We start from the raw sequence: 26,225 nt of genomic DNA on the forward strand, positions 1-26,225 counted from the left end.
ATGGCATCATAACAACTCACACGAGGAAACCATTATGGATACTGTGTCATCTCTGATGCAGCAGATCCGCCAATGTCGGATCTGCGAAGCGGTACTGCCCCTGCCACCCAAACCGATATTACAGGCCTCAGCTCAAGCTAAAATCCTCATTGCCGGGCAGGCGCCCGGCATCAAAACACATTACAAGGGGATCCCTTTTGATGATGCCAGTGGCGATAGACTGCGCGATTGGTTGGGGGTGGATCGGGCGACATTTTATAACCCCGAATTGTTTGCGATTGTGCCCATGGGCTTTTGTTATCCCGGTACGGTTATGCGTCACGGTAAAGCCCAGGGCGATAAACCACCTCGCCCCGAATGCCGGGCCTGCTGGCATCCCCAGCTGCTACCACAGCTTCAACAGGTACAGCTCACCCTGATCTTGGGGCAATATGCCATTGATTATCATCTGGCAGATAGCGGCCATCAGACGGTGACCTCCGCAGTGGAACAATGGCAAACATTCTGGCCCGAGCGCCTAGTCCTGCCCCACCCGAGCCCGCGCAATAATTTCTGGCTGAAAAAACACCCTGAGTTCAGCCAAACCATACTGCCGCTGCTGCGTCGCAGAGTCAGAGAGATTCTGGAGCCGCACCATGTATCAACTTGATCCGGCTCTGGCTGGCGAAATTGTTCGCCGCACCATAAAAATCATCGGTCACAATATCAATGTGATGAATGGGCAAGGGATCATCCTTGGCTCTGGCGACCCCGCCAGATTGGGACAGCAACACCTAGGTGCATGTCAGGCTATCGCCCAAGGTGAGGATATCGCCATTTATCAAGGCTGCAGTGCCACTGGCGTCAAACCCGGACTCAATCTACCACTGAGATTTCAAGGACAAATTATCGGTGTTATCGGTATTACTGGGCACCCAGATAGCCTGAGCCAATACGGTGAACTGCTGAAAATGACGGCCGAAATGATTGTGGAACAGGCCAATTTGATGGAACAGCTGCAATGGCAAAATCGTCGCCGTGAAGAATTTATTCTGCAACTGATCCGCGCATCCGCAGCTGACATGGCCAAGCTCGCGCATTGGGCTAAACAGCTGGATATTGATATTCATACCCCTCGGGTCGCGGCCATCATTGAGATGCCGTCTCCTCGGGGAGATGAAATGAAACAGTTGATGTCCCTGCTGCAATATCCAGAGCGGGATAATCTGATCGCCATGACATCACTGTCCCAACTGGTGATCCTCAAACCCGCATTTTTAAACGGTAAAAGCTGGTCACCCGCGGCTGAACATGAGCGAATTGAACAACTGTTAACCCGTATACCGGGCACTTGGCGTCAACAGTTCAATATTGCACTGGGGCACTTTTTCAGTGGGGATGGCGGTATCGCTCGCTCATACCAAACGGCTCGGGAAACCCTGTCGATAGGGCAACATCTACACCCTGGAAAAGGCAAGTATCTCTACGAAGATTATGCCCGAGAGGTCCTACTCAGTGAGCTAGCCGCCAGTTGGCGCGGTGAGCTGCTTTGTCAGCCTTATGAGGCTCTACTCCAGGCGGATACAAAAGGCATATTGCGCCGCACGCTCATGGCTTATCTGCAATATGGAGCCCAACCCGGCCCCTGTGCTGACGCCCTGTTTATTCACCGTAACACCCTCAGATACCGACTGGATAAAATCAGTCAGATCACCGGCATCTCATTGCAATCCCTTGATGGCCTGATGCAACTACAACTGGCGTTCTGGCTGCATCAAACTCGGACTTAACCTGCGTATGGCGACATCATTTCCCTCATGTTGCAGAAAATAGCCATTGTGCAAATGCACAAAAAAAGCGTGATATTACAAGGCAATATCCGTCACAGCCGCCAAAGTCAAACTCGATGTGCTAAGGGATAATAGCTCCCGCCTACACGCGCATATTCCCGCTAGTATGCTGCTCAAAAGTCAGCCAAGGCGGCACCTTGCCAAAATAATCACAATGGAATGATGACATGTACCTTGTAATCACCCTGCTCGCAGTGGTGGCCTTTATTGTACTGGCCACTGCGCGGCTGAAACTCCACCCCTTTCTTACCTTACTGCTAGCAACCTTTATCGCGGCATTTGCATTCGGCCTGCCAGCAGCAGAGATTGCCAAAACCATTACCGCAGGATTTGGCGGCATTCTCGGCTACATCGGTTTAGTCATCGTGCTGGGCACCATTATCGGCATTATTCTGGAGCGCAGCGGCGCGGCCATTACCTTGGCTGATGTGGTGATCCGCGTATTAGGACAACGTTTTCCTAATCTGACGATGTCGATTATTGGTTATATCGTGTCTATCCCGGTATTTTGTGACTCCGGCTTTGTGATTTTAAATTCGCTAAAACAATCTCTGGCCAGTCGTATGAACGTGTCCAATGTTTCCATGAGTGTGGCGCTCGCCACCGGGTTATACGCCACCCATACTTTTGTGCCGCCAACGCCAGGGCCAATAGCGGCAGCGGGTAATCTCGGGCTTGAGTATCAATTAGGTTGGGTGATTGCCATTGGTCTGGGCATTGCTGCCGTTGCGGCACTGGCCGGTTTATGGTGGGCTAGCCGTTTTGCCAAGCAGGCCCCTGACGGTGAAGGCGCGGATGAGTTACTGCAACAACAGGCAAGCTATGACAGCCTCAAAGCCAGTTATGGCACGCTCCCTAAACCCTTACCAGCGTTTGCGCCCATCTTGATACCCATAGTCCTTATCTGTCTTGGCTCGATCGCCAATTTCCCCGCCAAACCGCTGGGCAGCGATAGCCTATATCAACTTTTTAATTTCCTCGGTCAGCCGCTTAATGCGCTGATGATCGGCCTGCTGCTATCACTGGCGTTACTGAAACGCCCCGACCGCATGGCTGAATTTGGTGAACGCATAAGTGAAGGATTAACCGTCGCGGCGCCCATCCTGCTTATTACTGGGGCTGGCGGTGCCTTTGGTGCCGTCATAAAAGCCAGTCAAATCGGTGATTTTCTTGGCACCAGTCTATCGGCGCTCGGCATTGGCATCTTTATGCCTTTTGTGGTGGCCGCAGCGCTTAAATCTGCCCAAGGTTCATCTACCGTTGCCCTGGTGGCCACCTCAGCATTGGTTGCCCCACTGCTTGGTGATATTGGGTTAGCAAGCGATATGGGGCGGGTATTGACTGTGATGGCCATTGGTGCCGGCGCCATGACGGTCTCCCATGCCAATGACAGCTTCTTCTGGGTTGTCACTCAATTCAGTCGCATGAGTGTCTCCCAAGCTTATCGGGCACAGACAATGGCCACCGCAGTACAGGGGATCACCGCGATGACTTTGGTTTATCTGCTGTCTCTGGTATTGCTATAATTCTCAAACGGTTAGTGTAAAAAACAGCCATCACTCGGGAGCATCTTATGCAGCCTATGAAAATTATCATTGCCCCAGATTCCTTTAAGGAAAGCCTCACCGCACTGGAAGCCGCCCGAGCAATTCAGGCAGGGTTTAGCCAAGTCTTTCCTGACGCCCACTATTTATTAGTGCCGATGGCCGACGGCGGAGAAGGAACGGTGACGGCCATGGTGGATGCCACCAAAGGGCGGTTTATCGACTGTCATGTTACCGGGCCATTGGGCCAAAGCGTCCATGCCAGATATGGCCTGTTGGGACAGCGGGATATTGCCGTGATAGAGATGGCTGAAGCTTCTGGGCTACACCATGTTGCTGTAAACCTGCGCAATCCAACCCTGACCACCAGCTATGGCACAGGAGAGCTTATTCTCGACGCCATCAAGCGTGGCGTGCGGCATATTATTCTCGGGCTAGGGGGCAGCGCCACCAATGATGGCGGGGCGGGGATGTTGCAGGCCCTCGGTGCCAAATTACTCGATATTGATGGCCAAGCATTGCCTGCTGGGGGGCTGGCCTTGCAACAATTAGCACAGTTGGACTTATCTGCGCTGCATCCGGCACTCGCTCACTGCCGCATTGATGTGGCCTGTGATGTGGACAATCCCTTATGTGGTATCCGCGGTGCATCCCAAGTGTTCGGGCCACAAAAAGGGGCAACCCCAGCAATGATCCCACAATTGGATAAAGCATTAGGACAACTGGCAAGTGTTGTCGCAGCACAATTTCCTGACCGCGCCCACATGCAGTTGCTGCCGGGCGCAGGTGCTGCTGGCGGTATGGGCTATGCCTTGGTTAGCTTACTGGGCGCCCAGTTGTTACCCGGTGTCGAGCTGGTGATTAATGCCGTCAATCTGCGCGCCGCCGTGAATGGCGCCGATTTAGTCATTACCGGTGAAGGGCGAATTGATGGCCAGACGGTCTATGGCAAAACCCCCATGGGGGTTTTGAATGTTGCCAAACAAAATGCCGTGCCCTGTATCGCCTTGGCCGGTAGTCTTGGCCAGGATGCCGATGCCATTGTGCAGCAGGGCATGCAGGCCGTGATCCCGATTATGCCTGCGCCAATGCCATTGACACAGGCACTTGTGCAAGCGCGGGAAAACCTGACCCGCACAGCAGCTAGCTGCGCGGCACTGCTTAAACTGGGGCAACGCTAAAGACCGTAGAAATGCAGGATAACGCTCGCCGCTTTGGCAGCCGAAAACACTTTTCCGGCTGATGACCAAAGTCGAGAGAGTGACGTTATGTCAGCTCATAACAGGCTAAAAACGCCTTGTGCCCGCCCACAGCGGCGGGCTTTTTCCTATGCTGCCCCTTGAACAAAAACAGAACTGTGTCCTGCGCCCTTGATGACAAAATCTCCATCCAGTAGAGTGACTGCATTTTGACAAACGGCTCGGAGCTTGTTAGATCCTGTCTATTCATGGCAAAAATAGACTTAACCGTTTCCCGGCAAGGCTGAGCGCAATAATAAGAATATTATGACAGCATCGTACCCCCGCCAGGCCACAGCGTCTGAAGCAGCACTTATCCGTATTTTCACTATTCCCGAACAACCCGAATCAACCTTAGGGCGCATCGAGCAGCAATTAGGGCGAGATGTGGCGGGCTTTCTACAGGAAAGTATTGCCGCACTGGAAAAGCCCCTCGGCGAAATTGAAAAAGACTTCCAGCAGTATGCCATCCCGACATCACCTAGGTTTGTATCGGATTATGTTGATGAAATTATGCAAAATCTGGTCGCCCATTCGGTACACACTGCCGCGCCAACCTTTATCGGGCATATGACCTCAGCTCTGCCCTATTTCCTGCTACCACTGTCGAAAATGATGGTGGGGCTAAACCAGAACTTGGTCAAAATTGAAACCTCCAAAGCCTTTACGCCACTGGAGCGTCAGGTACTGGGGATGATGCATCATCTGGTTTATGGTCAGGACAGTCACTTTTATCAGCAGTGGCTGCATAATGCTGGGCATGCATTAGGGGCTTTTTGCTCCGGTGGTACAGTGGCCAATATGACCGCCCTGTGGATCGCTCGCAATAAATTGCTGGCACCTGACGGGCGCTTTAAAGGGGTGGTACGTGAAGGGCTGCATCGGGCACTGCGGCATTATGGTTGGGATGATTTAGCTATTTTAGTCTCTCAGCGCGGACATTATTCCCTTGGCAAAGCTGCTGATATTCTCGGCATTGGCCGGGATAATATCATTGCCGTACCGACAGATAGCCATAACCGCGTAGATATGCAGGCAATGCGGGCACAAGCGGCTCGACTGCAGGCGGCCAATATCCGGGTGATGGCCATTATTGGCGTGGCCGGGACCACTGAGACAGGCAATGTGGATCCCCTAACATCATTAGCAGCACTGGCCCAAGAGTTAGAATGTCATTTTCATGTTGATGCAGCATGGGGCGGCGCGACACTGCTTTCCAATCGCTACCGTCATCTGCTGGCTGGCGCAGAGCTGGCCGACTCCATCACTATTGATGCCCATAAACAAATGTATGTGCCAATGGGTGCTGGTATGGTTCTGTTTAAAGATCCGGCCTCAGCCAATGCCATTGAGCATCATGCTGAATATATCTTACGCCGTGGGTCAAAAGATCTGGGTAGCCGAACACTGGAAGGCTCTCGCCCGGGGATGGCTATGCTGGTGCATGCCTGTTTGCAGATTATTGGTCGAGAAGGCTATGAAATTCTGATTAATAACAGCTTGGAAAAAGCCCGCTACTTTGCGAAGCTCATCCAACAACACCCTGATTTTGAACTGACCAGTGAGCCTGAGTTATGTCTGTTGACCTACCGCTATGTACCCAGACAAGTGCAACAGGCCATCACAGTGGTACAACAAACGGGCCAGCATGCAGCCATGGAGCAGCTCAATGCCCTGCTCGATGGCTTGACCCGTTTTATTCAGAAAATACAGCGTGAACAGGGTAAATCCTTTGTCTCCCGCACTCGCATTCCTGCGGCAAACTACCCAGATCGTAAAACCACGGTATTACGGGTCGTATTGGCTAACCCGCTTACTACAGAGGCTATTTTGCAGGAAGTGCTGACTGAACAAGTCATGCTCGCCGGCAAAGACACACAGCATTTGCCCCTGTTACTTAAACTCGCCCAAGATGTGATAACAAACGCACCTAGCGTATAACTGACACATCATAAGCTAACTAAAAAACAGATTGATCCGGCTAGTATTAATTCATTACTGGCCGGATCATATACTGAGAGTGAACAGCATTTATCAAACTTTAAATTCTGCAACTAAGGCAGCTAATTCATTCGCGGTTTGCGCCAATTGTAAGGCATTGGCATTCATCTGCTCGGCTCCCGCCACTGATTGGCTCATCCCCTGATGCACGCTGACGATATTACTGTTAATTTCTTCCGCAACCGCAGTCTGTTGCTCTGCAGCTGTGGCAATCTGCAAATTCATATCATTAATTTTTGCCACACTAACAGTAATGGAGTCGAGAGCATTACCGGCCTGCTCCGCACACTGAACACTGTCATCGGAATACTCCCGACTGCGGCTCATCACTTCAACGGTTCGCAAAGCGCCCTGTTGCAACTGATTAATCATGGCGCGGATTTCCTCAGTAGAATCCTGAGTGCGACTAGCAAGCGTGCGCACTTCATCAGCAACCACAGCAAATCCCCGTCCCTGCTCCCCGGCCCGAGCCGCTTCAATAGCCGCATTTAATGCTAATAGATTGGTTTGCTCGGCAATAGACTGAATCACCTCAAGAATCTTCTGGATCTGCTGGCTGTGCTGTTCTAACTCAGCCACAGAATCCGAAGCACCTGACACTTCTGCAGCCAAACTTTGCATACTGCTAATGGTTTGAGCAACAACCTGATTACCTTCTTTCGCTGTTGAATCGGACTCTTCCGTTGCTTCGGCAGCCGCACTCGCATTACGGGCAACATCAACCACTGTCGATGTCATTTCATTCATGGCGGTAGCCACCATATCCAACTCACGTTTTTGGTTATCAATAGACACCAGCGCAGCAGCAGTAACGGATTGTGTCTCCTGAGCTGATTGCGTCAAATGCTGTGCCATACCAGAAGCTCGTTGTAAACTGAGCTGGAACTTTTCCAACATACGGTTGAAACCTATCGACAGGGCAGTTAATTCATCCTTACCCAACTCAGGGATCCGCTGAGTTAAATCAGAATGCTGCTCAATGCTGTTAATCGTCGACAGCATTCCCTGCACGGGTAACACAATTGCTCTTGCCAACATAGCAATTGCCATGGTGACGATAGCAAATAATATCAACACTAAAACACTTAAATCCCAACGAGTATCCTGCAGCTCTTTTTTAGACCCCTGCTCCAATTGAGTTCTAACACTCGTTTCAGCCTGCGCCAACAATTTAAAACTGGCTAAGGCTGCATTAGCTGGAGGAAATGCAGTTAATTTATAATGCTGCCACGCTGTCGCTAATTGCTCTGGCGTACGCTCCTGCCCCGCCAACACCTGCATGCAATCAAACCCAATTTGAATGAAATTTTGCGTGTCCCGCTCAGCATCATTGGCTAATTGGTTTAAGCGAGTGCGTTCAGATTCATTAGAGATATGCTCAATTGACTCACGTAACTGTTCAAAATAGCGCGGGATCGTCTGATGAAACTTATCCAGTGACACCATATTTTTATTGTAATCGTCACCAATCAGTATCGAACGAGTGATACGAGAAAAATCATTCATATCCCCCTTAATAGATAACACCGCCCGCTCTGTACCACCTGCGCCCTTCTCATACTCAGTAAATTTGTTATCTACCTGGCTTAAATTGATTGTCATACTCAGCAGGATCAATGCCCCGGAGATAATCACCAGTAACGCGATACCCCACAGCTTGATGCGGATAGAGATATCCAAAATTCGGTTCATGTAATATGCCTCAAAAATATATTCCACACAAAGTGCGGAACAACAAAGTCTCTGAGATGTTGCGACTACAACATATCATCAGAAAAACCTAATAAAGTGGCGACATAAACTCACAAATACTGAACCCCAAATTTAGATATTTTTCTGCATTCAGGCGGATATCACACTAAAGGCAATATTTTTACATTTTACCTATCACTAAAGGGGCATACTAAAGCGCTACCGATAGGCCGAAACGCTGTAGATTCGGGATTTATCTCTGCAACAAGGCAAGAAAAAGACAGACAGACATACAACATATGAATATTAATATAACTAAATAGGGATAATTCCAATAAAAATGTGGGGAATAGGCATAAAAACCCACTTGAATGACTAAGGTGGTCTCGTGCTCCCAAAATATATAATTTTTATAAAAAATAACAAAAACGGGAGAATCGCTAAACTATTCTCCCGCTGGTGCCTAACAGGCCAATATAATCCTTATAATTTTATTTCGGCAATGATGCCTGATGCTCGGCAATAAATTCAGCCATCTGCGACTGGGCTCGCTGCTGCGCAGACTGTAGCGTATCGTTTGTCGTCATTTGCGTGACCACTTCGTAATAACACTTAATTTTTGGCTCGGTGCCAGATGGACGGACAATCACACGACTGTCATTTTCTAAGCAATAAATCAGCACATCACTTGCAGGAAGATGCAATAATTCTGTTCGACCATCGGCGTAGTAACGACATGATGTATTGATATCGTCAATCATCACCACGGCACTACCGGCAATATGCGTCGGTACATGCTCACGCAAATATGCACCAATATCAGGAGTCTCAGGTTGTAGCTTAATACTGACCTGTTCATTTAAATGAAAACCGTGCTCACGATAAATGCTTTCCAGCCGATCCCAAACGCTTAACCCCTGTCCTGCAAGCTCAGCTGTCAGCTGCACAAAGGCCAGCTGTGCACTAAGACCATCTTTATCCCATACGGTATTACCCACCGTGTATCCCAAGGCTTCTTCATACGCAAATAAAAAGCGACAAGTTTCAGTTTGCTGCGCCTGACCGACATTCATCAGCCATTTAAACCCGGTTAAGGTGGTATAGTGACTTCCGCCCAGTTTGGCTGCCACTTTACCCAACAAACTGGAAGAAACGATGGTATTTCCAACTAAACGTTGCACCACAGGTGCGTGGCTCAGCAGATAATGTCCCAATAATACCCCGACTTGATCGCCTGTTAGCATCTGGTAGCTATCATCTCGTTTAACTGCCACAGCAAAGCGGTCTGCATCAGGATCATTAGCACAAGCCAGTAGCGCCCCATGTTCCTTTGCGGCAGCAATCACCATATCCATAGCGCCGGGCTCTTCAGGGTTAGGAAATGCAACGGTGGGGAAATTACCATCCGGCCAGCGCTGCTCTTCTACAGGATAAACATGGGTAAAACCAGCATCGGCCAGCAGTTGTTCTGCCATCTTCGCCCCAACACCATGCATCGCGGTATAACTTAAGCTGACACGTTCTGGATAGCTGTGATTGCTTAGTTCACGACTAGCACGAACTGTGCGGCGATAAAGCTGATAAAAATCATCTTGCAACCACTGCAGTAACCCCGCGTTACCGGCTTGATTTAAATCCATAACACTGACACAGTCTTGGGCGGCCGTTTCGATACAGGCCGCAATACCTGCATCGTGTGGCGGGATAATCTGCGCGCCATTTTCCCAATAGACTTTATATCCATTGTATTCTGGCGGGTTGTGGCTAGCCGTCACAACAATACCCGCCGCGGCATGAAAATGTTTCACGCCAAAGGCGACCAGAGGTGTCGGAGCCACATCATGGGTGAGCATGACGTGAATCCCAAGTTCAGCTAACACCCCGGCGGCATCATGGGCAAATTGGCAAGAATCGTTACGCCCATCGTACCCAATCACAACCCCTCTCGTTTTCGCCTGTTTAACCTGTTCGATAAGATACTGTCCCAACCCTTTGGATGTCTGCTGCACCACGAGTCGATTCATGCGCATTGGTCCTGCACCAGCAATTCCCCGTAATCCGGCGGTACCAAATGCCAGTCGGCCAGCAAACCGGGCGGCCAGCTCAACCTCATCACCATTATCCAACAGCGCTTGGATCTCTTCGGCCATGGCCGGATCCGGCTCTTGTGCCAACCAATGGGTAATTTTGCTGTGTAAATGAGTATTCATACTCTTTATGCCTTATCGAAATAACATTCATTTACATTAAGTAAAAGCCAGCTCGCAAACAAGTGAAACCTTGTTTATTGATATTTCGCCAATGTGTAGCAGTCCAAAACTGTCAATACAAAGCTAATCCGTAAGTAACCTTATGTTTACTTTACGATTACTATGCAAGCATCAAGCTGGTTCATTATTACCAGTAACGCCAGAAACCATCTGTATTTTCAATATTTCCGCACCTGAACTATCTAAATGAAGTCAGAAACACAAAATAAAGATTAACTCCTTTATAAATAACAGATTAAATAAATTCAGCATCGTTAAATAACTTAGCGTACCAAACGCTGTTTTATCGCAACCATAAAATACACAGCGAAAAACAGTTTCAAACGGATAAAAAGTGACGCCATTAATAACACTATTGAATCGCCAATAAATTGTTTTTTAATTGTTTAATTCATGAATCACAAATGAGAAATAAGGGAAAAACGATAGCCAAGTTCGCTTTTCACGATAAAGCAATTAAAAATTTAAAAAATCCCTAATACAGGGTTTATCTATTCAAACACTCATCACAACGAAGTTGATGAAAAAATAACGCCCATCAACATGAGCCTATTTGCGATTAAGGCTGCTTTTAACCCGTCATGATGTATCAAATTACGCCGATGTGCCGAAGCACCGGCTCAGCATCTTCTTCACTATGCTTGCTATCAGTGACTTAGCGCCAAACCACAGCATCACACCTCAAATACAACACCAACCCAAGTAAAATTAGCCTATTGCTAAAAAAGTCACTCTAGCTCGATTGCCAAACAGCGTTTGCAGGCCTGATAAAACCATGCAATAGCAGGCAAACATCGTGTCGCGCCACAATGCTCTTTGTCCGCTAAAAAAATTTTTTGCAAAGTGATAGATCATTATCTCGATATCAAAAAGCTGTAAAATCCGGCTAATGTAAAAAAATAGTTTTATTTCAGATAATAAAAATACCGCAATAGTTAAATACAAGAAAAAGTAATAATAAATGCATCATTGCAGCTTGTGTTTGATACAAAGCATACAGTAGACTTCGCTCCCGGCCTGGGTCTGACCTGACTCCTGTTCTGGTCGGAACTTCCCATAGCCACCTGATTTATCAAGCTGTCACCAGGATGTGAATGACCCAATGGAGCCGGACCGGCGTCACATTTGGCTTGTTATCTGGGTGACTTCCATGTTGTATTTGCCGGATCCCAAGGGATCATACTTGTGCCTAAACGCACCTGTATCCCCCGTAAGAACCGCCGCAGCTGGCTACCTGATACCTGCGGTTTTGGTTTGATTTATTACTAGGGGGAAACATGCAACTGTTAATCAGTTTGATTGGCGTTGTAGCACTGATAGCCATTGCTTGGCTGTTATCGGAAAAACGTACTGCCATTAACTGGCGTACCATTATTGGCGCTTTTGTGCTTCAGGCCGGCTTTGCCGCCTTAGTGCTTTATATTCCTGCAGGCCAGCACGCTCTGCAAAGTGTCAGTAAAAGCGTGACCGGGCTATTGAGCTTTGCCGATCAAGGGATCAATTTCCTATTTGGTGGTCTAACGCCTAATTTTGTTTTTGCCTTCCGTGTTTTACCTTTGATTATCTTTATCAGCGCACTGATTTCCATGCTCTATTACCTAGGCATTATGCAGTGGGTTATCCGCATTATTGGTGGTGCCTTGCAACGGATTTTAGGGATCAGCCGCTCCGAGTCCATTATCGCTACCGGTAATATTTTCCTCTCCCAAGGTGAAAGTCCGCTGCTTATCCGACCTTTCTTATCTCGTATGACTCGCTCAGAACTGTTCACTGTAATGACGTGCGGTATGGCATCTGTCGCAGGTTCTGTACTGGGTGGCTACGCCGCCATGGGTGTGGAAATGAAGTACCTGTTAGCTGCTAGTTTTATGGCAGCACCAGGCAGCTTAATGATGGCCAAATTGCTTATTCCTGAACAAGGAACGCCTGTCGCGCAAGACGAAGTGCAGATGGAAAAAAGCGAAGAAAGTAATGTGATTGACGCCATGGCTGCCGGCGCCATGAACGGTATGAAAGTTGCCGTTGCCATCGGTACCATGTTGCTGGCTTTTATCAGTGTCATTGCCATGGTCAACCACGGTCTGACCGCTGTCGGCCACTGGTTCGGTTTTGAGCATGTCACCATGCAAAGTATCTTGGGTTATATCTTTGCCCCTATTGCTTATCTGATTGGCGTGCCTGCCCATGAGATGGCAGCCGCTGGCTCATTAATCGGCCAAAAGCTCATCCTAAACGAATTTGTCGCATATCAAGAGTTTATTCCTCTGAAACAAATTCTGTCTGCCCACACCCAAGTAATCATCACTTTTGCCCTGTGTGGTTTTGCCAATATTGGATCTATTGCGATTCAATTAGGTTCTATTGGTGTACTGGCACCAGAGCGCCGCGGTGAAATTGCAAGCCTGGGTCTGCGCGCAGTGCTTGCTGCAACGCTGGCAAACCTGATGAGTGCGGCTCTGGCAGGCATTTTCGTCGGTCTGTAAGCAAACGTTATCAATATAAAAAAGGCGCCCAAGGCGCCTTTTTTATTATCTCTGTCCCACCTTCAATGCCAACGTGACTATGCTTTCCCAAGTATTGCAGATAGCTAACTACCTAGAGTCTAAGCTAAACATATGTGGGAATACCTAAAACAACAAAACCACCTGTAAGAGGCGGCATTGAGTCTATAAACCCATGACATATTTAGCACTTAGTCAATGGGCATCGCTTATACCTAAAGCATTCTGAGGTTAAAATTAGCCATTACGCGGCGCTTTGGTATTGCTGCTGCGGCCATTGGGGGAAAACACAGTCAAATACAACAGAGCTGCAATGGCCCAGCTGATCGCCAACGTCCATAAGCCATGACTTAAAAAATGTGCCCCGCGCAACTGCTGATCCCAATCAAACACCGCCCCCATGACTAGGGCAAAAGCCAAGCCGGCCCAACGCCAACGGGGAAAGTACATCTTGGCAAAGAAATACAGTCCAATCCAACCATAACCGCCTGTGGCATGGCCGCCAGGGAAACAACGCCCGGGATGAACATAATCAGGTAATGCGCTGAAAGTCGGCACATATGGCTGATCACCACCGTAGCGCAATAAATCCCAAGGACAATTAACATGGGTATATTTTTTCAATATGCCTACCACAATGACTGTGAGCAAAAAGCTGAGCAATAAATACAACAACCCATGCCGATAAGGCCGCAATTTACGCCACTTCCAAGCACTCACAGTCGCAAACAGCAACACTAGCGCCATAACGACTACCAATTTATGGCCCCAATCATGCAACACTATTTGTTCCATAAAGCCATGGCGCAACGGCCAACCGCCAGCAGCGCCGCCTTCCCAACGAAACAGATTATCAGCCAACCAAATATCCAGTCGGAACAGCTCAATGGCGCCCATAACGACGAAAAAGACCAATCCAGGCAGAATAATAAATTTAACCCACTCTAATTGGCGTGAAGGAACCCTATTCAATCTGTTCTCCAGTTTTACTCATCGCCTTAGTCCCTTCCCGGGTTAAGGCCATCAAATAGACATCAACATAAACCCCATCCCTGAAAGCATAGTCTTGGGCCCGCCCTTCAATCACAAAACCTAATGACTGATACAAGGCTAGCGCAGCTTCATTATCGGTATACACTTCCAACTCGATTCGCCGAAGTGCCAACCACTGAAAAGCTAATTCCAATGCGGCGCAAATCAGTGCGCGGCCAATCCCCTGACGACGGTGACACTCACATACAGCTAACCCAATATTGCCGCAATGACGTCGCCTTGGGTGCTCAAAAACCTGCAACCCTAATTGGCCAAAGATTTTACCATCTTGCTCTGCGACCAGACTGAAAAAATCTGCCCTACCAGCTGCTAACCTTTGCTGCCACTGGGCTAGGGTCGAAAACGGGAGCTGTAATGTGCCACTAAGATTACTGGGTTGCGCATAAATATCTCGGATCTGCGCCGCGTCAGCGACCTCACTGTGCCGAATTTGCCAAGGTAAAGTTGTCATCCATTCTCCTTTTAACCCTGTTACTTGCTAAAAACTGTTATAACGACACTCACAACACAACAATAAAAAAAGCGCCCCGATAAGGGCGCTTTTTAATGGATAATGCTACAAATAATTACATTTTATCGCGACGCCCCGGAATACGACTCTCCGGATAGCATCATGGTGTCCTGCGCTGACGATGGCAAACTCATGGCGGTCACGGTATCAGATTCACCGTTAAAACGGTCTAACTCAGTGGCAAGTGATAAATAACTGGACTCAGTCAGTCCCGCCCCATCACGCTGCACACTGGTTATGGTTAATACTACCGCGCTGATGCCGACAAACGCAGCGACCAGTCTTAATCTCATCACCTGCTCCTTTGTTTTCTGTATCCGGTTAAACCGGTACACCTTATTATCCGTTCAGGTTTCACAGGGCAGACAACCAAATAACACTTTAGCCTTGTGAATACGAGCCTATCCATGCCCGCAGCTCAATAACGTTAACATGATATAAACAAGGGTAACAAGCAATCATTGCACAAATTTTGTACTCTACAGCTGAAATGCCTCAATGGGCCAAAATGGTCAATTTTGTCTTGTTACTGCCCGGGACAGACGACGTAGCCCTTCATTCACAGACACTAATGGACGATAATCTAAGTCCTGTTTTGCCGCACTAATATCACAATAATGACAACAAGTTAGTTGTTTAGCGATATAACGGGTCATAGGTGGCGTCGCACTTAATCCTAGCCTGGTATAAAGCGTTTCAAATAAACCACCGAGCAGATAAATCAGTCTGGCGTTCAAGCGTCGGATCACCGGCTCGCGTCCAGTACAAGCCTGGAGGCGTTTCAACAATTCAGCCATCGGCATAGGTTCATCGTCCGACAAAAAATACACTTTACCGGCAACTTGAACCGGACGATTTAGCAGGGTTTCAGCGGCTAATAAATGCCCAAACACGGCATTATCAATATAAATGGAGTCCACCATCGGCTCTCGGCTACCAACCATCTGCAGCACACAATATTGACGACGGGATAAAATACGAGGATACAGGTGCCTATCACCAGGGCCCCAGATCATCTGTGGCCTAAGTGCCACCACATTAAGCCGAGATCCCCCAGCAACCGGTGCGCCCTGGGCTCTGAGTAACATTTTTTCTGCCCGCGCCTTCGATTCAGCATAATCATTTAAATATGTCTCAGCGTATGGCGCCCGCTCATCAACTCCTGACGCATCTTCACCGGCAAAAATAACCGCAGGACTACTGGTATAAACCAAATAATTGATCCCACCTTGCTGACAAGCAGCAATCACATTGGCAGTACCATCAAGATTTGTCGCTAAAAAATCCTGCCGCTCGCCCCACACCCCGGCTTTGGCCGCCAAATGGAAAACTAACTGGCAATCACTGCAAGCCTGCTGTAACGACTGAATATCGGTCAAATCCCCTTGAAATTGACGTACACCGATATCTGCTAATTCAGGGTAAAAACGACGGGAATAGCTATTTACCTCAATCCCGGCCTGAAGTAATTTGCGGCATAACGCCCGGCCGAGAAACCCACCGCCACCGGTCACTAATACCCGACTAACCCGGCAAGCAATCTCATCCAAGACTTTGGTTTCATTAGGATGCAGCTTAGATCTCATCTCTGATCCACCTATTTATTGCTGGTGCCGGGAGATGACAGACATAAAGATACCCGGCCATAGTTTTGCTGACCTAAGGCATTCTACACTATCTTGGCTCAAGTATCACTTTAGAGGTATATTGTGAGGTATGTTTTAATCAAAGACTCAGTGTTTGGCTATTAGATCATACCGTCTGTGGCAAACTCGCTTGGATCAGTGCATTTCGTGGCGTCACTGATGTATCACAAAAACAACTGATCTCGGTCTGATATCCCTGTTCAATTAAAAAGCATAATCTATCGAGCAATAAATAATGCTCTAAGGGTGCCCGCAACAAATGGGCGACTAAATCCAACTGACGTACCAGTGTCAGGCGTGCAGCCCCGGCCTGAAGCCAAGGGGTAAAATCTGTCACCTCAGTGCCATCAGGAAGAGTTAACGGTAGCTGTTTAAATGCTGCAACCGTTTGGCAATACTCAGCAAAACTGCCACTTAGCTGCGCATTTCTGACTGCCGGCAACGGCAGGTAATTATCCTGCTGGCGCACCACACGCTGCAAGCTGTCAAAACCAAGTCGCCAGATCATCTCCTGTTGTCGTCGCTCGCAATCGCGAGAGGACGACACCACACTTTGCTGCAGTGGCAACTGTAATTCCTGCCGATTGAGCTGCAAATCATGCTGTTGAGCCACCTTAGATAACGGCTGGTAAAATTCAGTGCGGATAAGGTGGTAACAACAAGGAGAAATTGAAATATGCGCCACACTGCTAGCGGCAGCCCGCGTCAATAAACTGGTATGTAATTCGCCACAGGCATGCAAAGCCACGGCATGTTGCACCCCGTCCATCACCTGCGCTGGGGGAGCAAAAGCATCTGCACAGATAAATTGCTGTGGCAGTTGCCAACGGTGAGCAAAGTCCTGCCCATCTCGACACAATGCCTGCTGCCACTCCAGACTGACCACCGGCACCTGGCGACTCTGGCAGATAAGCCGGCCTAAATGTCCTTTACCGGCACACCATTCCAGCAATAATCCTCGGGTGGTTTCAGAGGGTAGTGCTGCAGCAAATGAAGTGATTTGCTGCCATTTTCGGCCTTTAATATGCGCACTAAAATGTGGCCTGAGCTGTTCATCCAGCCCGTGCTGATTATCTTGCCTCGATACTTGATGTGTCTGGCTCGTATGACTGCCACTTTGTGGCAGGGTCAACGCCAGCAATTGCGCCAGATTATCCAACTGCTCAACACTCAGCCCTTGCGCCACTAAATCCTGATGTAACGCCGGCCATAAACGGTGCAATAGTTGTTGCTGGCAAGCATCCGTCTTTGCCAACGCATCTTCATCCAACTGCAAAACCACATCCGCCAGATTCGGAAACGCCGTTTGCCAAGGTAATTGACGACAATCAAAACTGCGTAATCGCCACAGCGGTGACAGGGTCTGTAATAGCTGACTTAGCTGTTGCAGTAAGCTGGCATATGGCAAGGTATGATACAGGTGAGATGACAGTAATAATGACAAAGCGGCTCCGCCTAGCAGTCCATCGGTTAAAGCCGACGTATTCTAATGACGGTGTGACACATAGCAAGTTTTTCCCTGCCAATGCGCCACTGGCGATAACAGCCATAGTGATAAAAGCATCCGACAAAGCGGCGAACGTTAACAGCAATATTCGACCAAGCTGCGAATAAAACATAGCGCTACAACATCGCCCTGGCACTGTCTATTTCTTGGTCAGAACAATTGCGATTACGGCTTTATTATGATGCTTGACGCGCGGCCTGCTTCAAACCCATCCGCCGCCCAAGCCACACCCCTAATCCCAGCGGGGCAAAAAACACCACCACCAAAAACAGGACAATATAGAGGATCAGACTCTTAATCAGGCCATTAATTTCTGCAAATACCTGACTGACAGTACGTTGTACCATCGCATCGGCATCCCGTACCACAGCGCGGCGCTCATCATCAACTAACTGTGCGAGGGCTAATCGCTCCCGCGCAACCATTTGTTCTAATGCCTGACGTTCCTTTGATAACTGTGCCAAATTCTGCTGAGCACTGGCATCCAGTTGAGCCAACAACGGCGTTAATTCCCGACGCATATCCACAGCCAACTGTGACATTAACTCGGGGCTTTGCGCCATCAGTTGCTGAAATTTAGCTGAGGTGCGACTGATATCCTGCAACGTCTGCTGCACCTCTTTGGTGTTAATATCGGCGTGCAGAGCAAACAGCTCGGCTTTCCAGCCAAGAATTTTAGGCGTCTGAGCCGACAGCATTGCCAGACGATCAGACATATCACTCATCACCTCTGGCACAGAGCCAAACGTGGTTACCGCCTCAAATTCACCGATATTGCGAGCCTTAAGCCAATCATTAAAGGCCGATATCCGGGCAAACGTAATGTCAAATAAGGGGTGGGCACTCGCATATGCACGAATAAAGCGTTGATTAACGGCAAACTCTGATGAACTCATGAGCCCTCGCATCCGCCGCTCATAATCCTGCAGCAATTGTTGACTGGTGTTTGCCGCAGCAGCGCTCTGCTCACCAAACAAGGCTTTGCCATTTCCCTGCTTGAAAAAATCAGCCATCTGCGCAGTAAAGGCCCACGTATCAACCATTGCGGCCACGGGCGAAACCTGAAAAATTGTTTGTCCTAACGTCTGCTCAGCATAAATCTTCCACAGCAGTGCTTGGCTCTGACGATTAACATCCCCACCATGACTTATTGCATCGGCCGTCTGCTCTACCCCAGCGTAAAAAGTATTGCTGTATTCCCGAGTAAAAACCCGCATACTGAGCTGCTCCTGAGGTAAGGGTTCAATCCCGCTTTCCAGTTTGACTTCCAGCAGCGAACAGCCCGAGCAGGTCAATGCCAATAAAGCGGTTAAAAACAGTGACGGGTAAAAACGCATTGCAGACTCCGGGCAGATAAATATTGCCGCGAGTGTAACACCCCGCCACACAAGCTCCTGACTCTGGGGGATAAAAATCCGAACATGATCACAGGGAAAATTTTTATGATTCAATCACCTTGCGTTGCCAACTGCGGTCTAAATGATCAGGATTACTGCATGGGCTGTGGCCGGCATATCGATGAAATCGTCAGTTGGAGTCAGGTCGATGATAGCCGTAAACAGGCGATTATCGATGCATTACCCGCTCGTAAAAAAGCCTTTTCTGGACAGCAAAATACCCAGACCCAGGGGCCGGCAAAATGGCATGAAGCGAAAGTACGCTTAGGGTTGGAATAATGGCGTTAAATCTGTCTTAACTTCCCTAATAAAAACAAAAAAGTAAAACAAAAAAGTAAACACAAAAAAGCCGGGATAATCTCCCGGCTTTTAATTCCTACGAGGTAAGTGATAACTTACATTTCGCCAGTTACTGTCTCACCCTTGTCGCCATTATGAGCATGATGTGTCGCAGTCAAACGGCTCATCAATGGCAATACTGCCAGAGCAATCAAAGTACAGCACAATGCAGCAACACCTAACTTATTAAATAGATTAGTGTAAATCGGCAGTGTCTGCAGCGGATCAGTAATGCCTTGTGGTACGCTGGCAAAGTTAGCCACTACACCACCCAAGTACTGGGAAATACCAGAAGCTACAAAATAAGCGCCCATCATAAAGCCACCCATACGCTCAGGTACATAACGGGCAATCATTGCCAAACCCAAACCACTGACCAATAACTCACCCAAAGAATAAGCACCGTAACCGCCAATCATGACCCAAGAGGAGGTTTTACCTGCTACAGCAAACTGGCCAGCGAAACCATAGATAAAGAATCCGGCTGCTACTACAGCAAATCCCAGTGCGAACTTAGCAGCGATAGAGAAATCTTTGTTATTTCGGCCCGCATAGGCATATGCCCACGCCAAAAATGGACTTAATACCATAATCCAAATTGGGTTCAACGCTTGGAACTGAGCTGGAGACCAAGTCCACAGATGGTATCCCAGTACATTGAAGTCCCAGTTTACGTTACGCAGCGCAAACAGCGCCAGAGAGGTCGACATCTGCTGATAGAACACAAAGAAGAATACGGTTTGCACTGTTAGCACCAGTGCGGCAATCAAACCGGCACGCTCAGACTCATGACTGGTACGGATCAGGTGAACAAAAATCCCCAGTACCACAATACCCGCTACGTAAACGAAAATGCGGGCGATCAATTCGTATTCCAAAATAAAAGCTGAAGCGATGACAATCAGCACAGAGCTAGCTAGTACCGCTAATAATTTACTTTTATCCATCGGCAAAGCATCTGGCTCAGAACCATATCGGCTCAGAGACTGACGCATAACCATATAGTTGGCAAGTCCAACTAAAATACCTACACAGCACACAGCAAACGCAGCATGCCAACCATATTCATTACCATAATGTGCATTAACATAGTCCTTGATCCATGGTGTTAATAGCATGGAGAAGGTCGAACCAATATTTACCGCCATATAGTAGATGGTGAAGGCACTGTCGATTTTAGAGTCATCACCTTCATAGATCTTACGTACCAAGTTACCCGCATTTGGCTTAAACAGACCGTTTCCCACGACGATCACACCCAAAGCTAAAAATAAAAAGGTCGTATTATCTGTCGGTACCGTCATCAAGGCATAACCTAGAGACAGAATAGCGGCCCCGATCAGCATGGTACGTTTAGTGCCCAGAACTTTGTCACCCACCCATCCGCCAATCGCGGGAGCAACATAGATCAGTGCAGCACACGCACTCCATACTAAGTTGGCACGGCTGTCTTCAAAGCCAAGACGCTGCACCATAAAGTAAACAATTAACGCCTGCATACCGTAGTAGCCAAAGCGCTCCCAGAGTTCAATCAGTGACACTGTCATAAAAGACCGTGTCTGGTTCACTTTTGGTGCCCCAGTTATCATGCTCTTACTTCCCATCTTTATTTAATTGTAAGTACTCGAGTATATGTGTATCAGTGATTGATCCAAATACCGAACACCAGAAAAACAGTTAAAAATTCGCCACTCACATCACATTTTGACCATGTTTGCTATCGTACGCACAAAATGTAAACAAAAACGCCTCCAACGGAGGCGTTTACTCTTTGCCCACTTATTGCATTATTTCTTCATCATCGCCTTGAGATCAGCAAATGGGTTATATGTAGCCGCCTGCTGCTTGCCTTCACTGGTATCCCCATATTGCACTAACTCTTCAAAGCGAGAATGCTCATTATCATGGCAGTAGAGACAAAGCAGTTCCCAATTGGAGCCATCAGAGGGGTTATTATCATGGTTGTGATCCCTGTGGTGCACCGTCAGTTCACTTAAGTTTTTGTAAGTAAACTCACGGGCACAGCGGCCACATACCCAGGGATACAACTTAAGCGCCTGTTCGCGATATCCCTTTTCCCGTTTTGCCTGATATTCACGTGCCTGCACCAGCACTTGATCCAATTTACTTTGCCCTTGATTGCTCATTTATTTTCACATCCTCCGGCTTGACGCCTATTAATTGTCAATTGGCTCCGACAGTGACAGATGCAAGTAATGCAGATGTTTCTCGTACTGAGTCACCACATCGGCAATGATCTGCTCTTCGGTATAGCCCATCACATCATAATGCTGTCCGCCGTGTTCCAGAAATACTTCTACCCGGTAGTAGCTATTTTCTTCTTCCAGCGCGGTCACCGGCAGGGTAAATTCCCGCATCCGTAATCCGTAGATAAAGTCAGGATGACCTTCATTTTCAATCACCAGTCTTACCCGACTGTCGAGATAACGCAGATCCGCCACTATGCCTTTTGACATAAACTCTTGGCAGACTTTTGATAATGCTGGCGTGGCCACATTATCAACAAACCAATGGGCTTGCTCCTGTGTTGGATGAGACACCAACACATCGATACGTTCCTGCCAAGGAATATTGGTTTTGGCATACTGCACACTGGTGGTGTGTTGCTGCACACTGCTGAGCTTAAGCCAATCATCCTGCAGTGCTTTCAGCAAGCCAAAACACATCAGCAACATTACCAGCAAAAATGGCAAAGCACTGGCAATGGCTGCTGTCTGCAATGCTTGCAAACCGCCGGCCAACAAGAGTACTGAAGCGACGCCCCCCTGAGTCAATGCCCAGAAAATCCGCTGCCATACTGGCGCGTCATTGTCACCTCCCGAGGTGAGGTTATCGATCACCAGTGAGCCGGAATCCGATGAGGTCACAAAGAAAGTTACAATCAAACAAACCGCGATAGATGACAGTACTAATGGATAAGGCAGATGCTCAAAAAACTTAAACAGCGCCACTGACACATCAGAATTCACAGCATCGGCGAGATACCCGGCGCCATGATGCATGATGGCATCAATGGCTGAGTTACCAAATACTGTCATCCACAGGAAGGTAAAACCAGAAGGAACAAACAGCACCCCGATGAGAAACTCACGTATGGTTCGGCCACGGCTAACTCGGGCAATAAAGGTACCAACAAATGGTGACCAAGAGATCCACCAGCCCCAATACAGCAGTGTCCAACCACCCAGCCAGTCATTTTTCTGCTCATAGGCATACAGATTGAAGGTTTTACTGACAATATCACTCAGGTAACCACCGGTGTTCTGCACAAAGGTTTGCAGCAATTCCACAGTTGGCCCAAAGGCCAACACAATGATCATCAATAAGGCAGCTAGGAACAGATTGAGCTCACTTAAGCGTTTTACCCCCTTATCCAAGCCAGAAAATACCGACAAGGTGGCGATCAGGGTAATCCCGATAATCAAAGCAACCTGAACCCCAGCACCGATGGGCAACCCTACCAGATAATGCAATCCGGAATTGACCTGTAACACACCAAAACCAAGGGAGGTTGATACCCCGAACATGGTCCCCAATACCGCAAAGGTATCGACAGCATGTCCGATAGGGCCGTAAATCCGTTCACCAATCAATGGATACAGTGCGCTACGAGGCAGCAGCGGCAGTTTATGCCGATAAGAGAAATAGGCCAGACTCAATCCCACGACGGCATAAATTGCCCAAGCATGGATGCCCCAGTGGAAGAAGGTGATTTTCATCGCCTCTTTGGCCGCTGCGATGCTCTGTGGTGTGGCATCAGGTGGTGCAAGAAAATGCATTACCGGCTCTGCCACACCAAAAAACATCAGTCCGATCCCCATGCCGGCGGAAAATAGCATGGCAATCCAGCTTTTGTAGCTGTAATCAGGCTGGGAATGATCTGGGCCCAATTTGATATCGCCAAAGCGGCTGACCATGACAAACAGGACAAACAACATGAAGATGGCAACCCCAAGGATGTAAAGCCAACCGGCTTTGTGCTCCATCCAAGACTGGATTGATTTGAACACTTGCTGGGCCTGCTCTGGCCAGACGGCCCCAATGATGACCAGCAGTGCGATAAGAATGACCGATGGGAAAAACACCGGTGGATTGATACTCGATTTTAAACGTAATTTTTTATGCATCCGTTACCCTAATGTTGAACGGTAGAAAGTATATTGCGAGTGCTTACTCCCGGGAGAAAAGAAAGTGAAATAGTGTAACTGAGGTGAGCTAACAAAAAAGTGTGATACATCTCACTTTTTATCATTGCCTATTATGGTGTGAATTTGCAAATGAAAACTTTTTAAGATTATGTTTTTACAGCTATAAACACTACCAACTATCGCACTTATCAGCGCTAACGCTATTTTGAGCGCACAAAAAACACACTAATATCATCACTAAGTTCAATGTCAATTTCAGTCTGTCATAGCAGCATAAATGTTAAGATTGAAAGGCTCGCGCTACTGGCTCTAAACCTTGTCTATTTGCCTAAGACAAGCCCCACGAATAGTGACATAGTCATCAGTCATCTTCATCGATACCATCATAAATAATCAGACAATCCTGACATTCGCCAACACAAGCGCCCATGGCAAAAGACAGTAAAAAGCAAAGATAATATTAAGAATATCGGAGTAGAAAAATAGAGGTCACCGGTCAGCTCAGATGTATTAGTTCCGACTAGATCTGACCCACTACAACTCGTATATCGCACATCGCATAATGACATGTCACTTATTATCTGAATTCGAGCCGCTAAGACCACAAGAATAGTGCCCCGCTGTCAACATAGCACCACTAAGCTGAATCCTCCAACGGCCTCACGACGGCCAGTCAGCCCATTAATGGCATTCAAAACCCAATAAAACACTCATGCTTGAATTGACCTTTATCCGCCAATCAAGATACTCCTCACGACTCCTCACTGCGTGGTGGCTCAACGCCCCGCGCCATATCCTCGTAGGAGCTATGACGCACATCTTTACCATTGACGTAATAGATAATGTATTCACAAATATTTTTACAACGGTCGCCAACCCGCTCTACTGCTCGTGCCGCCCAAAGCACATCCAACACACCGGGAATAGAGCGGGGATCTTCCATCATATAAGTCATCAACTGGCGGATAATCCCCTCATATTCCTTATCTAATTTGGCATCTTGCTTATGTAGCGCCAATGCCGCAGCGGCATCCATCCGCGCCAATGCATCTAAGGTCGCATTTAAAGTGCGGGTGGCATGACGCCCCATACTCTCAATACTGACCAATAACGGCTGCTGATTCTGGTTACGTTTTTCCACCGCGGCTTTGGCAATTCGTACGCTGGAGTCACCAATACGCTCCAAATCAGTAATGGTTTTACTGATCGCAATAATCAAACGTAAATCACTGGCGGCAGGCTGTCGCTTAGCAATAATGCGGGTACATTCCTCATCAATGGCCACCTCTAAGGTATTGACCTGTCGATCACCTTGGATCACCTGTTGCGCCAGCTCCGCATCCAAACTCCCCAGCGCATCTAATGCCTGCTCTAGTTGCCGCGCAACCAGCCCGCCCATCGCCAGCACCCGGTTACGGATGTCTTCCAATTCAGCAGTAAATTGACCGGAAATATGTTTGTTCATACTGAGTTTTCCCATCACCTAATGTCCATTATTCTGTATATCTCGCCGCGATGATTGCTAGGCTTGCTGACTTTGCACGGCTAAATTATATTCCTGCGGGCAGTGTTTAAGGCGCCGTTCTACTGCGTTATCGGCTTATCAGGTAGCGCAACTACCTATCAAAGCTTCTGCCTGGTATAAATCATCCTCAAATCACTGCAAAAACAAACTTGAAAGGTCAGCATACCCTAACACTATCATCCGTAACGTCCGGTGATGTAATCTTCGGTTTTACGCTTAGCTGGGGTGGTAAAAATAGTGTTGGTATCGGCGTATTCCACCAGCTCCCCCATATACATAAATGCAGTTTTATCTGACACCCTCGCCGCCTGCTGCATATTATGGGTCACAATAACTACGGTATATTGGCTTTTCAGCTCAGTAATCAACTCTTCAATCGTCAGAGTCGAAATGGGATCCAATGCTGAAGTCGGCTCATCCAGTAATAAGACTTCCGGCTCAATAGCAATGGCTCGGGCAATCACCAAACGCTGCTGCTGACCACCGGATAACCCCAGCGCATTATCATGTAGCCGGTCTTTCACCTCATCCCATATCGCCGCGCATCGCAGTGAGCGCTCACACGCTTCATCTAACTGCCGGCGATTATTAATGCCCTGCAGCCGCAACCCGTACACCACATTTTCATAAATAGACTTAGGAAAGGGATTGGGGCGCTGAAATACCATGCCGACATTGCGCCTAAGCGCAGCCACATCGACCCGCTTGTCATAAATATTCTGCCCATGTAGTAAAATCTCGCCTCCCACCCGACAGGTATCCACCAGATCATTCATCCGGTTAATACAGCGTAATAAGGTGGATTTACCACAACCACTGGGGCCGATAAAAGCAGTCACTTCCCGGGGCTGAATCGCCATAGAAATATCAAATAACGCCTGCTTGGTGCCGTAATGCAAATCCAAATGATTGATCTGCAAAATAGCCGCTTGCGGATCCCCGTTCGCAATCACCGAGGCTTGAGGGGCTTTAGGCTGAATTGAAGTGTGTATCGTCATAGCAT

20 protein-coding genes are annotated in these 26,225 nt (G+C 48.1%); 7 read left to right on the forward strand and 13 right to left on the reverse strand.

Going from position 1 to position 26,225, the window contains the following annotated elements; genetic code table 11:
* Positions 1-34: 34 nt before the first annotated feature.
* The 5 genes from NFHSH190041_RS13080 (at position 35) to panP (ending at position 6,552) form a co-directional block, all read left to right on the forward strand.
* On the forward strand, positions 35-649 hold the full coding sequence (locus NFHSH190041_RS13080; protein ID WP_261922243.1) for a uracil-DNA glycosylase family protein: 615 nt from the start codon (positions 35-37) through the stop codon (positions 647-649).
* The gene (locus NFHSH190041_RS13085; protein ID WP_261922244.1) at positions 636-1,769 is read left to right on the forward strand and encodes a sugar diacid recognition domain-containing protein; all 1,134 of its coding nucleotides are present in this window, start codon (positions 636-638) and stop codon (positions 1,767-1,769) included. Before NFHSH190041_RS13080 ends, NFHSH190041_RS13085 begins: the two co-directional genes overlap by 14 nt.
* 227 nt (positions 1,770-1,996) lie before the next feature.
* Positions 1,997-3,355, forward strand: coding sequence for a GntP family permease (locus NFHSH190041_RS13090; protein ID WP_261922245.1), 1,359 nt, complete (start codon positions 1,997-1,999; stop codon positions 3,353-3,355).
* Positions 3,356-3,411: 56 nt separating this feature from the next.
* Positions 3,412-4,554 carry a glycerate kinase gene (locus tag NFHSH190041_RS13095; RefSeq protein ID WP_261925121.1) on the forward strand — a complete coding sequence of 381 codons (1,143 nt, stop codon included), beginning with the start codon at positions 3,412-3,414 and terminating at the stop codon, positions 4,552-4,554.
* Between the two features lie 324 nt (positions 4,555-4,878).
* The gene (panP, locus tag NFHSH190041_RS13100) at positions 4,879-6,552 is read left to right on the forward strand and encodes a pyridoxal-dependent aspartate 1-decarboxylase PanP (protein ID WP_261922246.1); all 1,674 of its coding nucleotides are present in this window, start codon (positions 4,879-4,881) and stop codon (positions 6,550-6,552) included.
* A 93-nt stretch (positions 6,553-6,645) separates the two neighbouring features.
* On the opposite strand, the gene NFHSH190041_RS13105 is transcribed toward panP, so the two are convergent.
* Together NFHSH190041_RS13105 and NFHSH190041_RS13110 are read right to left on the reverse strand one after the other, a co-directional pair.
* Positions 6,646-8,304 (reverse strand): methyl-accepting chemotaxis protein, encoded by a 1,659-nt coding sequence (locus tag NFHSH190041_RS13105; RefSeq protein WP_261922247.1) that lies wholly within the window; start codon positions 8,302-8,304, stop codon positions 6,646-6,648.
* Between the two features lie 491 nt (positions 8,305-8,795).
* Positions 8,796-10,514, reverse strand: a complete 1,719-nt coding sequence (locus tag NFHSH190041_RS13110; RefSeq protein ID WP_261922248.1) for a phospho-sugar mutase — start codon at positions 10,512-10,514, stop codon at positions 8,796-8,798.
* 1,337 nt (positions 10,515-11,851) lie between these two features.
* Between NFHSH190041_RS13110 and NFHSH190041_RS13115 the strand changes: the two genes are divergently transcribed.
* Positions 11,852-13,057: a NupC/NupG family nucleoside CNT transporter gene (locus NFHSH190041_RS13115; RefSeq protein WP_261922249.1), complete on the forward strand. Its 1,206-nt coding sequence runs from the start codon at positions 11,852-11,854 to the stop codon at positions 13,055-13,057.
* 255 nt (positions 13,058-13,312) lie between these two features.
* On the opposite strand, the gene NFHSH190041_RS13120 is transcribed toward NFHSH190041_RS13115, so the two are convergent.
* The 6 genes from NFHSH190041_RS13120 to NFHSH190041_RS13145 form a co-directional block, all read right to left on the reverse strand.
* A complete protein-coding gene (locus tag NFHSH190041_RS13120) occupies positions 13,313-14,047 on the reverse strand; it encodes a phosphatase PAP2 family protein (protein WP_261922250.1) in 735 nt (244 codons plus the stop codon).
* On the reverse strand, positions 14,040-14,579 hold the full coding sequence (locus tag NFHSH190041_RS13125) for a GNAT family N-acetyltransferase (protein WP_261922251.1): 540 nt from the start codon (positions 14,577-14,579) through the stop codon (positions 14,040-14,042). Before NFHSH190041_RS13125 ends, NFHSH190041_RS13120 begins: the two co-directional genes overlap by 8 nt.
* Positions 14,580-14,701: 122 nt before the next feature.
* Entirely contained in the window at positions 14,702-14,932 is a 231-nt protein-coding gene (locus tag NFHSH190041_RS13130) for a hypothetical protein (RefSeq protein ID WP_261922252.1), read from the reverse strand.
* 219 nt (positions 14,933-15,151) lie between these two features.
* Positions 15,152-16,225, reverse strand: a complete 1,074-nt coding sequence (locus NFHSH190041_RS13135; protein WP_261922253.1) for an NAD-dependent epimerase/dehydratase family protein — start codon at positions 16,223-16,225, stop codon at positions 15,152-15,154.
* Positions 16,226-16,391: 166 nt separating this feature from the next.
* Positions 16,392-17,729 carry an SAM-dependent methyltransferase gene (locus NFHSH190041_RS13140; RefSeq protein WP_261922254.1) on the reverse strand — a complete coding sequence of 446 codons (1,338 nt, stop codon included), beginning with the start codon at positions 17,727-17,729 and terminating at the stop codon, positions 16,392-16,394.
* 239 nt (positions 17,730-17,968) lie between these two features.
* Complete coding sequence (locus NFHSH190041_RS13145) at positions 17,969-19,129, reverse strand: chemotaxis protein (RefSeq protein WP_261922255.1); 1,161 nt, start codon at positions 19,127-19,129, stop codon at positions 17,969-17,971.
* 108 nt (positions 19,130-19,237) lie between these two features.
* Between NFHSH190041_RS13145 and NFHSH190041_RS13150 the strand changes: the two genes are divergently transcribed.
* Positions 19,238-19,468 carry a DUF1289 domain-containing protein gene (locus NFHSH190041_RS13150; protein ID WP_261925122.1) on the forward strand — a complete coding sequence of 77 codons (231 nt, stop codon included), beginning with the start codon at positions 19,238-19,240 and terminating at the stop codon, positions 19,466-19,468.
* Between the two features lie 116 nt (positions 19,469-19,584).
* Here NFHSH190041_RS13150 and NFHSH190041_RS13155 read toward each other — a convergent pair whose 3' ends face one another.
* The 5 genes from NFHSH190041_RS13155 to pstB all read right to left on the reverse strand — a co-directional run bounded on the left by NFHSH190041_RS13155 (position 19,585) and on the right by pstB (position 26,220).
* Entirely contained in the window at positions 19,585-21,096 is a 1,512-nt protein-coding gene (locus tag NFHSH190041_RS13155) for a peptide MFS transporter (RefSeq protein WP_410010831.1), read from the reverse strand.
* Between the two features lie 219 nt (positions 21,097-21,315).
* Positions 21,316-21,675: a YajD family HNH nuclease gene (locus NFHSH190041_RS13160; protein WP_261922257.1), complete on the reverse strand. Its 360-nt coding sequence runs from the start codon at positions 21,673-21,675 to the stop codon at positions 21,316-21,318.
* A gap of 30 nt (positions 21,676-21,705) precedes the next feature.
* Positions 21,706-23,676: a BCCT family transporter gene (locus tag NFHSH190041_RS13165; RefSeq protein WP_261922258.1), complete on the reverse strand. Its 1,971-nt coding sequence runs from the start codon at positions 23,674-23,676 to the stop codon at positions 21,706-21,708.
* 772 nt (positions 23,677-24,448) lie between these two features.
* Positions 24,449-25,177: a phosphate signaling complex protein PhoU gene (gene phoU, locus NFHSH190041_RS13170; RefSeq protein WP_261922259.1), complete on the reverse strand. Its 729-nt coding sequence runs from the start codon at positions 25,175-25,177 to the stop codon at positions 24,449-24,451.
* 221 nt (positions 25,178-25,398) lie between these two features.
* Positions 25,399-26,220 carry a phosphate ABC transporter ATP-binding protein PstB gene (gene pstB, locus NFHSH190041_RS13175; RefSeq protein ID WP_261922260.1) on the reverse strand — a complete coding sequence of 274 codons (822 nt, stop codon included), beginning with the start codon at positions 26,218-26,220 and terminating at the stop codon, positions 25,399-25,401.
* Between the last annotated feature and the right edge of the window lie 5 nt (positions 26,221-26,225).

This window comes from Shewanella sp. NFH-SH190041 (genome assembly GCF_024363255.1).
Taxonomy (GTDB): Bacteria; Pseudomonadota; Gammaproteobacteria; order Enterobacterales; family Shewanellaceae; genus Shewanella.